At 41.3% G+C, this 12,207-nt stretch carries 11 protein-coding genes and 1 tRNA gene; 9 read left to right on the plus strand and 3 right to left on the minus strand.

Translation table 11 applies throughout. The features are described from left to right. Positions 1–11 precede the first annotated feature (11 nt). Positions 12–746: a class I SAM-dependent methyltransferase gene (locus tag M0M83_RS04295; protein ID WP_125891997.1), complete on the plus strand. Its 735-nt coding sequence runs from the start codon at positions 12–14 to the stop codon at positions 744–746. Here the strand turns inward: M0M83_RS04295 and rnhA are convergent. Further along, on the minus strand, positions 743–1,213 hold the full coding sequence (gene rnhA / locus M0M83_RS04300; protein WP_125891999.1) for a ribonuclease HI: 471 nt from the start codon (positions 1,211–1,213) through the stop codon (positions 743–745). The genes M0M83_RS04295 and rnhA overlap by 4 nt on opposite strands. A gap of 54 nt (positions 1,214–1,267) precedes the next feature. On the opposite strand from rnhA, the gene dnaQ reads away from it, so the two are divergent. Continuing rightward, positions 1,268–2,029, plus strand: coding sequence for a DNA polymerase III subunit epsilon (dnaQ, locus tag M0M83_RS04305; RefSeq protein WP_125892002.1), 762 nt, complete (start codon positions 1,268–1,270; stop codon positions 2,027–2,029). A gap of 154 nt (positions 2,030–2,183) precedes the next feature. Then, a tRNA-Asp gene (locus M0M83_RS04310) sits at positions 2,184–2,260 on the plus strand. Between the two features lie 325 nt (positions 2,261–2,585). Here the strand turns inward: M0M83_RS04310 and M0M83_RS04315 are convergent. Next, positions 2,586–2,879, minus strand: a complete 294-nt coding sequence (locus tag M0M83_RS04315) for a hypothetical protein (RefSeq protein WP_213912932.1) — start codon at positions 2,877–2,879, stop codon at positions 2,586–2,588. A gap of 87 nt (positions 2,880–2,966) precedes the next feature. On the opposite strand from M0M83_RS04315, the gene tkt reads away from it, so the two are divergent. The 4 genes from tkt (at position 2,967) to fbaA (ending at position 8,691) form a co-directional block, all read left to right on the plus strand. Beyond that, entirely contained in the window at positions 2,967–4,961 is a 1,995-nt protein-coding gene (tkt, locus tag M0M83_RS04320; protein WP_213912931.1) for a transketolase, read from the plus strand. A 318-nt stretch (positions 4,962–5,279) separates the two neighbouring features. Next, positions 5,280–6,299, plus strand: coding sequence for an erythrose-4-phosphate dehydrogenase (gene epd, locus M0M83_RS04325; RefSeq protein WP_213912930.1), 1,020 nt, complete (start codon positions 5,280–5,282; stop codon positions 6,297–6,299). A 92-nt stretch (positions 6,300–6,391) separates the two neighbouring features. Continuing rightward, positions 6,392–7,555: a phosphoglycerate kinase gene (pgk, locus tag M0M83_RS04330; protein WP_125892010.1), complete on the plus strand. Its 1,164-nt coding sequence runs from the start codon at positions 6,392–6,394 to the stop codon at positions 7,553–7,555. Positions 7,556–7,614: 59 nt separating this feature from the next. Continuing rightward, complete coding sequence (fbaA, locus tag M0M83_RS04335; RefSeq protein ID WP_125892012.1) at positions 7,615–8,691, plus strand: class II fructose-bisphosphate aldolase; 1,077 nt, start codon at positions 7,615–7,617, stop codon at positions 8,689–8,691. An 89-nt stretch (positions 8,692–8,780) separates the two neighbouring features. On the opposite strand, the gene M0M83_RS04340 is transcribed toward fbaA, so the two are convergent. Further along, positions 8,781–9,635, minus strand: coding sequence for a LysR family transcriptional regulator (locus tag M0M83_RS04340; protein ID WP_125892014.1), 855 nt, complete (start codon positions 9,633–9,635; stop codon positions 8,781–8,783). Between the two features lie 318 nt (positions 9,636–9,953). Between M0M83_RS04340 and M0M83_RS04345 the strand changes: the two genes are divergently transcribed. Together M0M83_RS04345 and M0M83_RS04350 are read left to right on the plus strand one after the other, a co-directional pair. Beyond that, positions 9,954–11,138: a sodium/glutamate symporter gene (locus tag M0M83_RS04345; RefSeq protein WP_248468413.1), complete on the plus strand. Its 1,185-nt coding sequence runs from the start codon at positions 9,954–9,956 to the stop codon at positions 11,136–11,138. Positions 11,139–11,188: 50 nt separating this feature from the next. Beyond that, complete coding sequence (locus M0M83_RS04350) at positions 11,189–12,154, plus strand: agmatinase (protein WP_213912929.1); 966 nt, start codon at positions 11,189–11,191, stop codon at positions 12,152–12,154. Positions 12,155–12,207: the final 53 nt, after the last annotated feature.

A 12,207-nucleotide genomic window follows, 5' to 3' on the forward strand; every position in this document is an offset into this window, starting at 1 on the left:
AGGGGAATTTCATGAAGCCTGCACGTATTGATAAAAAAATTCAAATGCCTGTTAGTTGGTCTGATATTCCTTTTGGAGAACAATACCGTCAAGCTATAGAAAATCAACTTAGCCCTTGGTGGCCGAAGATATTCGGCTTTCATCTGCTTAAGTTAGGCCATTTAAGTACTGAAATCCATACCGAAGACTGCCTAATTTCCCATCAGTTTAATGTTGGTACTGGTGATCCCCGTTTTAATCTTATCGCCAAGCCCGAAGCATTACCATTAACCCAGAAATCTATAGATGCCTGCCTAATGACTCATTGTTTAGCCTATAGCCATGACCCTCATTGGCTTTTACGGGAAGTTGACCGGGTACTAATTGATGATGGTTGGTTAATTATTTCAGGTTTTAACCCTTTTAGTCTCGCTGGAATGGCGAAACTCGTACCTATCTTGCGTAAACGGCAGCCTTATTGTAGCCGTTTTTTTCCGTCTGTCAGGGTGTTTGATTGGCTAAGTTTATTAAACTACGAAGTTTTATATCATCGTAACTGCCAAATATTCCCTTGGCTGAGTGCGCATAGGCGAATGAATAAAAGCTGTGGGGGGATTGGGGCTTTAAGTGTTATTGTGGCGCGGAAACGGACGTATCCATTAACTCCGACACCACTAAAATTCAAACAACCAAAGGTTAAGATTGGAACGGCGCTTGGTGCTGCGAAGGAGATCAGTAAATCAATGAAGATAAACGACCCTTCTTAATTTTGAGCGGGTTGGTAACCTGTATCTTCCTTGGTTGGTGCTAAAGCCGCAGCGCGAGCCAGCTCATCACATTTTTCATTTTCAGGGTGACCTGCATGGCCTTTGACCCAGCGCCAATCAATAGTATGTCTTTGAATTGCTTCATCAAGGCGCTTCCATAAATCCACATTGACCACGGGGGATTTATCGGCTTTGCGCCATTGTTTGCGTTTCCAACTGTGGATCCATTGGGTGATCCCTTGGCGTACATATTGGCTATCTGTGGTTAGTATAATATCACAAGGTCGCTTTAGGGATTCAAGAGCGACAATGGCTGCAAGTAGTTCCATACGATTATTTGTGGTCATAAAATAACCATCGCTTAAGGTTTTTTCGTGTTGCTGATAACGAAGAACCACCCCGTATCCTCCTGGGCCTGGATTGCCCAAACAGGAACCATCCGTGAAAATTTCTACCTGCTTTGTCATTTCTGGTACACTCTATATTATTCATTCACCTCTAGTTTGACACAAAAAAACATGATGAGCACGGTGATAACCAGACAAATTGTCCTTGATACTGAAACCACGGGTATGAATAAGCTTGGGGTTCATTATGAAGGACACAATATTATTGAGATTGGTGCGGTTGAAGTTATTAACCGCCGTTTAACTGGGCGTAACTTTCACGTCTATATTAAGCCAGACCGTTTAGTTGACCCTGAAGCATTTGAAGTTCATGGGATCAGTGACGAATTTTTACAGGATAAACCTGTTTTTGCAGAAATTGCGGACGAATTTCTTGAATTTATTCGTGGTGCAGAACTTGTTATTCATAATGCCCCCTTTGATATCGGGTTCATGGATTATGAATTCCGTAAACTCAATAAAGGTATTCCGCCTACGCAAGAGTTTTGTACTATCACTGATAGCTTAGTATTGGCTCGCAAACTTTTTCCTGGTAAACGGAATAACTTGGATGCGCTATGTGACCGTTATTTAATTGATAACGCTAAACGAACATTGCACGGGGCGTTACTCGATGCTGAGATCCTGTCAGATGTCTATTTGGCAATGACGGGCGGGCAAACTTCATTATCATTTTCGATGGATTCAGAATCTGCTAATAATGAGCAAGAGTATGAAATTCAAAGGATTGAGCGACCACAGAGTGGTCTTAGAGTCATTTTTGCTTCTGATGAAGAACTCATTGCCCATGAAGCCCGATTGGATATTGTTGATAAAAAGGGCGGGAAACCTTGTCTTTGGCGGCAACCTTCTGATGAAGTTGAAAATCTACATTAATAATTCAATACATTATTAATGTATGTGTATGAATTTATATGACTGAGCTTCCTTAAGGCTAAAAACTGCTCAACTGCGCGATTTTACAAGAAAAAGTGTTGACGAGTTCTTCAAGTCTTCGTAATATGCATGGCGTTCCCAACAGGGAACATCAGGAGCGGTAGTTCAGTTGGTTAGAATACCTGCCTGTCACGCAGGGGGTCGCGGGTTCGAGTCCCGTCCGTTCCGCCAAATTATAACGCCACGCTAATTTATTAGCGTGGCGTTTTTTTTAGGTTTTCATCCCGTATAAAATGCTTGCGTAACTTATCTTAAATTAGCTGCATTCAGGTGGTTAAGGTTAGTAAATATGCAGTCCTTCAATTAGATATTTCTTCAGTCTATTCGTCACTTGATGTTAACAGAGACACTTTTTTCAATTCATGTTACTTCTATCTATTAATAGTCATTAGAAAGGCTAGGTCTTTTACTCAACTCAAACAAAAATATTCGGGCATATTGCGCTTTTTTTTGTCTAAAACTTTGCCAATTATCACTAATGTGGCAGCTAAATGTGCTAGAAGCATAAATCACCTTGATCCCAGACACTGAACTCAGGTTTAATAAGGTTAGTCACTTGCGCAAAAATATAAGTCTTAAGGGATATTTTGCGCAATGGAATGGATTCAGCTTTGCGGCAGTTCAATTTATTAGCGATCTGCTGCCATGAACATAGCAAATATTGCGGTATGGGTAGAATTGGGTTACTTTCAATCGCTCTATTCGTGAAATGCTCAGTTTGTTGGCGATGTGTTGTGGTTTCTTCGGGAAGGCAACATGTGGCGATACATTGGTAAATTGGCGTTTTCACATGTTACAGCGAAATTAAAGTAGCACTATCTGTATTGCGTTGAAAAAATTGGTTTAAGTACGTTTTTATCCTACCTGGAGTATACTGATGACGACTCGTAAAACCCTTGCTAATGCTATCCGCTTTCTAAGTATGGATGCGGTTCAAAAAGCAAAATCAGGGCATCCTGGCGCGCCAATGGGCATGGCTGATATTGCTGAGGTCCTGTGGCGTGACCATATGAATCATAACCCAGCAAACCCACACTGGGCAGATCGTGACCGTTTTGTTTTATCAAATGGCCATGGTTCTATGTTGATCTATAGCTTGCTGCATCTTGCAGGTTATGACTTACCTATCGAAGAGTTAAAAAACTTCCGCCAATTACACTCTAAAACACCGGGCCACCCAGAATATGGCTATACTCCAGGCGTTGAAACAACAACCGGTCCTTTAGGTCAAGGTATTGCAAACGCAGTGGGCTTTGCGGTTGCAGAACGCACATTAGCAGCGCAGTTCAACCGCCCTGGTCATGATGTTGTAGACCACCACACTTATGTGTTTATGGGTGATGGTTGTATGATGGAAGGTATCTCGCATGAAGCGTGTTCTTTAGCGGGTACACTGAAATTAAATAAACTGATCGCATTTTATGATGACAACGGCATCTCTATTGATGGTGAAGTTGAAGGTTGGTTTACTGACGACACAGCTGCACGCTTTGAGTCTTATGGCTGGCATGTTATCCGTGATATCGACGGACATGATGCATCGCAGATCAACGCAGCAATCAATGAAGCGAAGAAACAAGCTGATAAACCAACACTGATTATATGCAAAACGGTCATTGGTTTTGGTTCACCAAACAAAGCCGGTTCTGAATCTGTTCACGGTGCACCTTTAGGTGATGCTGAAATCGCAGCAACTCGTGAAGCACTTGGTTGGAACTACGGTCCATTCGAAATTCCTAAAGATATTTATGAAGCTTGGGATGCTCGCACAGCAGGTAAAGAAAAAGAAAACGCGTGGGATAAAAAATTCGCCGCGTATGCAGCGCAATTCCCTGAATTAGCTGCAGAGTTCACTCGTCGTATGAATGGTGAATTACCGGCTAACTTTGACGCAGATGCGAAACAATTCGTTGAAAATCTTCAGCAAAACCCAGCGAATATCGCAAGCCGTAAAGCATCACAAAACGCATTAGAAGCATTCGGTAAAGTATTACCTGAGTTTATGGGCGGTTCTGCTGACTTAGCGCCAAGTAACTTAACCATGTGGTCAGGTTCGAAAGCGCTGAATGTTGACCCTGCGGGTAACTATATTCACTACGGTGTTCGCGAATTTGGTATGTCAGCTATCATGAACGGTATTGCGTTACATGGTGGCTTCATTCCTTATGGCGCGACATTCTTGATGTTCGTTGAATACGCACGTAATGCGGTTCGTATGGCAGCACTGATGAAAGTGCGTAGCATCTTTGTTTATACTCACGATTCTATTGGTCTGGGTGAAGATGGCCCGACTCACCAACCAGTTGAGCAACTGGCGAGCCTGCGTGTGACACCAAATCTCAGCACATGGCGCCCTTGTGACCAAGTTGAATCTGCGGTGGCATGGAAATATGCTATTGAACGTAAAGATGGCCCAAGCGCATTAATTTTCTCTCGTCAAAACTTAGAGCAACAACCTCGTACCGCTGAGCAATTAGCCAATATTGAGAAAGGGGCTTATATCCTGAAAGATTGTGCAGGTACGCCTGAATTAATCTTTATTGCGACAGGTTCTGAAGTGGAGCTGGCTGTTAAAGCTGCAGACCAATTAACGTCAGAAGGCCGTAAAGTTCGCGTTGTATCAATGCCTTCAACTGATGCATTTGATAAACAAGATGCGGCATACCGCGAAGCTGTTTTACCTGCTAACGTGACAGCGCGTGTTGCTATCGAAGCGGGTATTGCAGATTACTGGTTCAAGTACACTGGCTTAAACGGTGCCATCATCGGTATGCATACCTTTGGTGAATCTGCTCCAGCGGAAGAGCTGTATAAAGAGTTCGGCATCACTGCAGAAAAAGCGGTTGAAGCAGCGAAATCTCTTCTGAAATAAGTGATTGCCTTTTTGGGGGATTCAAGAGCTGAATATCCCTCGTAATCATATTTTGCTGAACAACGGCGAGTGATAAAGCTAGGCGTTGTTTTTTTGTGCACCAATATATGATTTTCTATTGCGTTCTGTAAATATATCCCTTACTCTAACCTTAGATAAGCTGAACCGTTTCAGTTGCGTGTTACTGAATGAAAATATTTTTTAAAAATGTCGGTTGAAGCACACTTTTGATGTTTTACAGCTAAAATGAGCAGTAGAGTGAGTGCGAGTCAGTTATCCTTAGCAACCGTGTGATTTTGCTTAGATACAAGGTGTAGAATGGCAATCAGGGTAGCAATAAACGGCTTTGGCCGCATTGGTCGAAGTGTTTTAAGAGCGTTGTATGAATCAGGCCGTCGGGCAGAGATTGTCGTGGTAGCGATTAATGAACTGGCTGAACCTGAAGGTATTGCGCATTTGCTTAAGTATGATTCCAGTCATGGGCGTTTTGCTTGGGATGTACGGCTTAATGGCACACTTTTGCAAGTTGGTGATGACAATATTCGCTTATTTCATCAACCGGCTATTCATGAATTACCTTGGAAAGAGTTAGGCATTGATGTTGTGTTGGATTGCAGTGGAGCCTATGGCACAAGGGATGATGGTTTACAACATTTAGCCGCAGGTGCTAAAAAAGTACTATTCTCTCACCCCGGAACCGATGACCTTGATGCAACGATTGTTTATGGGGTTAACCATGAGACTTTAACCGCCCAAGACAAGATTGTTTCCAATGCCTCTTGCACCACCAATTGTATTATTCCAATTATTAAATTACTTGATGAGGCATTTTCGATTGAATCGGGAACGGTGACGACGATCCATGCGTCGATGAATGACCAGCCTGTTATCGATGCCTATCATAAAGATTTACGCAGGACTCGCGCAGCGAGCCAGTCTATCATTCCTGTTGATACCAAGTTAGCGGCAGGAATTACGCGAATTTTTCCGAAATTTAAAGACCATTTTGAAGCCATTTCTGTTCGTGTACCGACGACGAATGTGACAGCGATTGATTTGAGTGTTACCGTACACGACGATGTCTGTGTTGAAAAAGTCAATCAGCTACTGCGAGGCGCTGCACAAGGGCATTTTCGTGGTATAGTGGACTACACAGAATTACCACTGGTCTCGATGGATTTCAATCATGATCCACACAGTGCTATTATTGATGGTACACAAACGCGAGTTAGTGGTAAGCATTTAATTAAAACCCTAGTTTGGTGTGATAACGAATGGGGGTTTGCTAACCGGATGCTAGATACAACATTAGCAATGGCAGCGACAGGTTTAAACTAATTGGCGACTGACAGACAGCAGGGCATGATAATGTTATTGCTTTGCACAGCCGCTAATGGAAACTTTATAGAGAATCAACGAGAGGATTCACCATGTCTGTAATTAAGATGACCGATTTAGACTTAGCGGGTAAACGCGTATTCATCCGTTCTGACTTAAACGTTCCTGTAAAAGATGGCAAAGTTACTTCTGATGCACGTATCCGTGCTTCATTACCAACAATTGAAGCTGCTCTGAAACAAGGCGCTAAAGTCATGGTCACTTCTCACCTTGGTCGTCCGACCGAAGGCGAGTACAACGAAGAGTTTTCACTGCAACCTGTTGTTGACTATCTAGCCGACAAAATAGATTACCCAGTTCGTTTAGTTAAAGACTACCTTGACGGTGTTGAAATCGAAGCAGGCGAGTTAGTTGTGCTGGAAAACGTTCGCTTTAATAAAGGCGAGAAGAAAGACGATGAAACTCTGTCAAAACAATACGCTGCATTGTGTGACGTTTATGTGATGGATGCATTTGGTACGGCTCACCGTGCGCAAGCATCGACTCATGGCGTTGCTAAATTCTCTCCAGTGGCTTGTGCCGGCCCACTACTGAGTGGTGAGTTAGAAGCATTAGGTAAAGCATTAGATAACCCTGCTCGCCCAATGGTTGCGATTGTTGGTGGTTCTAAAGTATCAACTAAACTGACAGTATTAGATTCTCTATCTAAAATTGCAGACCAGCTGATTGTTGGTGGTGGTATTGCAAACACCTTTATCGCAGCAGAAGGCAATAATGTTGGCCGTTCATTATATGAAGCGGACTTAATCCCTGAAGCGAAAAAATTACTGGCTAACTGCCAAATCCCAGTACCAACGGATGTGCGTGTTGCTACCGAGTTCTCTGAAACTGCGCCAGCAACCTTGAAAGCAAGTACTGAAATTAAAGACGACGAACAAATTCTGGATTTAGGTGACGAATCTGCACAGCGCTTGGCTGAGATCCTGAAAAATGCCAAAACTATTCTTTGGAATGGACCTGTTGGCGTATTTGAGTTCCCTAATTTCCGTAAAGGTACAGAGATCGTAGCAAAAGCAATCGCAGATAGCGATGCATTCTCTATTGCGGGTGGTGGTGACACACTAGCGGCTATCGACTTATTCGATATTGCTGACAAAATTTCATATATCTCTACTGGTGGTGGCGCTTTCCTTGAGTTCGTTGAAGGTAAAAAGCTCCCTGCCGTTGTGATGCTAGAAGAACGTGCTAAAGCGTAATTAATTGTTCATACACAACAGGCAGCACAGGCTGCCTGTTTACCACAGGACCTTTTCACATGTCTAAAATTTTTGATTTTGTTAAACCGGGTGTTCTTACGGGTGATGATGTACAGAAAGTTTTCGCAGTTGCTAAAGAAAATAACTTTGCATTGCCAGCGGTGAACTGTGTTGGTACGGATTCAATTAACGCCGTACTTGAAGCGGCTGCTAAAGTGCGTGCTCCAGTTATTGTTCAGTTTTCTAATGGCGGTGCCGCATTTATCGCAGGTAAAGGCCTGAAAGCTGAAGGCCAACAAGCTGCAATTTTAGGTGCCATCTCTGGGGCTTATCATGTACACCAAATGGCTGAGCACTATGGTGTTCCTGTTATTCTGCATACCGACCACTGTGCGAAGAAATTACTGCCATGGATCGACGGTCTGTTAGATGCGGGTGAAAAGCACTACGCGAAAACCGGTAAACCACTGTTCTCTTCTCACATGATTGACCTGTCTGAAGAATCACTGGAAGAAAATATCGAAATCTGTGCTAAATATTTAGCGCGTATGGCTAAAATCGATATGACACTGGAAATCGAATTAGGCTGTACTGGTGGTGAAGAAGACGGTGTTGATAACACGGGTATGGATAGCTCTGAGCTGTACACTCAACCAGAAGACGTTGCATATGCATACGAAAAACTGAGTGCAGTAAGCCCTCGTTTTACTATCGCAGCTTCTTTCGGTAACGTTCACGGTGTTTATAAACCAGGTAACGTCCAGTTAACGCCAAAAATTCTGCGTAATTCACAAGACTACGTTTCAGAAAAATATAACTTGCCACACAACAGCTTAGACTTCGTATTCCACGGTGGTTCTGGCTCAAGTGCTGCTGAAATCAAAGAAGCAGTAAGCTACGGTGTTATTAAAATGAACATCGACACTGATACTCAGTGGGCAACTTGGGATGGTATTTTACAGTACTACAAAAAGAACGAAGGCTACCTGCAAGGTCAGTTAGGTAATCCAGAAGGTGCGGATAAACCTAACAAAAAATACTATGACCCACGCGTATGGCTGCGTAAAGCACAAGAGTCAATGGTTGTTCGTTTAGAACAAGCATTCAAAGAACTGAACTGTGTTGATGTACTGTAATTAACATTCGTTAAGTTTTTATTTTTAAAATCCCCCAGTGAGGTGACTTGCTGGGGGATTTTTCGATCATGCAGATACGGGGCACTTAGTTATGAGAGTAATTTTAAAAAGAGAGTTTCACTTTGTGTTAGTGGTTTACTCGCCTCGGTGATGGCACATATGCGGTTATGAAAAACAGGAGAATCGTTCATTTCTACCAGTGAGTGGCGAAAATTAATATGAGAAGCATAGTTCTCGGGCAGAATTCCAACATAGTGGCCTGAAGCGATAAAGGTAGCAACGGCCTCAAGGCCAGCGGCTTCAGGGCCTCGGCTAAATTCACCCGATGCTAAAATACTTTCAGTGAATGGGTGTGGCCGATAAACCAATGCTAGATTATGTTTGTTGTTGGCCGTATTCGCAGAAACATAAAGCTTATGGTTTTCTATAAATAAGAATTGATAATTATAACGGCTGTTTTCGTGATACTGTCCCCGAATACCAATTTGAATGGTTCTGTCGCTGAGCGCTCGGTTTAATTGGTTATGATTGAGTATACTCAGCTCTAATTTAACATTAGGTGCCGCTTGGGTAAATTGAGCGATAGTGGCAGATAGATGGCAGAGTGGATCCGTTAAAATATGCTCAATAACACCAATCACTAATGTACCTGATAAAATCCCATGACGCTCATCGACTTCAGTTTTGATGTTATCTAATGCTTTCAAAGCAGTTTTTGCTTTTTCGATAACAAATAAACCTGATTCAGTGAGTTTAAAACCAGAAGGCCCCCTTTCACACAACTGGACTCCGAGTTTTTCTTCAATGTCACGAATATGGCGACTTATCGACGCTTTTGACATATTTAATTTTTTTTCTGCAATGGAAAAACCACCGACTTCAGCGACGGAAGTAAAAACACGTAATGATTTTAAGTCTTTTTCAGTTAATTTTTTATTATGCATATTTATACCTATTACGTGAAATAAATCACTAAATACTAATCTATCTTACTTTTTATTGAGATACAAACTGCATAAATAATGTTTGTTTATTTTAATTATTAAAATTATTTATGTTTTTCATAAAAGGTTTCATTTTATGAAACCATAGGATCAAAAATATCACTTTTATTATTATTAGATATGTATATCTTAAAGTTGTAGTTGTTAATAGATTATTACCAAAGTGGCGCCACAAAATAATAATTAATCCAAATATATATAAATACAAAAGGATTCTCATTTATGGTCACAGATGAATTGTTAACAATAAAATTAGATATGATTACATTTACAGCATTAGGGGCTTTATTATTAATGACTAGTAATGTAATTATAAAGAAATTTCCATTTTTTATGAAATATTCAATTCCTAGTCCGGTGATCGGCGGATTTATATTTTCTATTGCAATGTGGTTAGCTTATCAGTTTAATATTGTTGAACTTAATTTTGATAATACATTATATGACTTATCGATGTATATATTCTTTGTCACAATTGGTTTAATGACAGGTGTTAAACTCTTAGTGAGCGGTGGGAAAATATTACTGATTTATATGGTAATTTGCTGGGGACTGGCATTTATGCAAAATGGTGTCAGTATTGGTTTATCATATGTTTTAGATATTGAGCCATTAGTTGCCATGATGGCAGGCCAAGCCTCGATGCAAGGTGGTCATGGTATGGCGGCATCTTTAGCGCCGCTGATTGAATCTTTTGGCTACGATCAAGCATTGAATGTTGGGTTAGCGGCTTCGACGTTTGGTTTAATTGCAGGATCAATTCTAGGTGGGCCTGTTGGGAACTGGTTAATTCAAAGAAATAAATTAAAAATTGAAACTGATCATGTTGACTTAGAAAATTTAGCAGAAAGTAACAACACTGAAGATAAAGTTACGGCTCAAAAATGCATTATTACTGGGGCGGTCATTTTAAGCATACTTGCTATCGGAATGCCGACAGCAAAATGGATAAGTACAGCGACAGGGTTTACCATTCCTGGACATATTTTTAGTTTATTTATTGGTATCATATTTCACTCAATTAATGAAAGAAAACCAATAATTAAAATATCTCGTAATACAGTAATATTAATTTCTACTTTATCGCTAGAGATGTTTTTAGTGATGGCAATGATGAAATTAAAACTGTGGGAATTATATGAGTTAGCACTACCACTAACTATCATCTTAATATCTCAAGTCATTACAACAATATTAGTCGCTATATTTATTGTTTATCGTGCTTTAGGTAAAAACTATGACGCTGCTGTTATGTCAGCAGGTTTTATTGGTCATGGTTTAGGTGCGACACCGAACGGCTTAGTGGTGATGGATGCTATTTGTAATAAGTACGGTTTATTCTCACGAAAGGCATTCATTATTATTCCAATCGCTGGAACGGTATTAACAGATATTGTTGGTGTCCCTCTATTTGTATTCTTAGCTAACACATTTGGTGGTTAAGAAATAAAAAACAAAAGAAAGAAAACTAAATCTAAGAAGGAATAGTTTGTATGAAAAAATTAACGACTCCTCCACATGTTGGTCATAAAACATTTTTATATTCAGAGTTAGTGACTGAATTAACCAACATTGAAGCGGATATTGCCATACTAGGGATGCCATTTAGTTCAGCTTATAGTGCTCACGCCTTTACCAATGACCAATCTCGTGCCCCACAATATTTACGTGATATGAGCGATCGAATTGTTAGGCATCCAGATCATTATGACTTTGATATTGATGGGCCACTATTACAAGGTCGTGAAGATATTAAATTCGTGGATTGTGGGGATGTTATTCCTGATTTATCAAAGCCTTTGGGAGAGCATCATCAGCGCGCAGCTGAGGCGATCCGGCAATTATTAAGAGCTAAAGCACTTCCCATTGTTTTGGGGGGCGACCATGGGATCACCACGCCTATTTTGCAAGGGTTTGATGAAGTCGGTCCTGTTACTTTAGTGCATATTGATGCACATTTAGATTGGCGTGAAGAGGTCAATGGGGTGGATACCGGCCTTTCAAGCCCGATCCGCCGCGCTTCTGAAATGAAGCATATAGGTGAAATTTTCCAAATTGGTTTACGTGCACAAGGCAGTGGGCGCCCAGCAGATTACCAAGCGGCTAAAGACCATGGTGCGCATGTTATTCCGGCCTATGAACTACATGAGGTTGGGATGCAAGCCATTTTAGATCGGATCCCTGATAATTCGAACTACTATATTAGTATTGATGCAGATGGTATTGACCCGAGTATTATGCCTGGGGTTGATGGCCCAGCTCCCGGTGGAGTGACTTATTTGCAAGCTCGTAGCCTAATTCACGGTTTAGTGAAAAAGGGCCGCGTTGTTGGTATGGATATCGTTGAAATTACTCCAGCCAAAGATATTCCTTCTAAGCTAACTGGGGTGACCGCAGGGCGCTTTGTTGTGAATTTAATTGGAGCATCCATTCGCGCAGGGTATTTTGATAAGAAATAACGCAGCCAATTAGCCAATTAATGTTGTGCTAACAATAAAGTGGGTGATTTATT

This window comes from Providencia rettgeri, from assembly GCF_023205015.1.
GTDB classification, from domain to species: Bacteria; Pseudomonadota; Gammaproteobacteria; order Enterobacterales; family Enterobacteriaceae; genus Providencia; species Providencia rettgeri_E.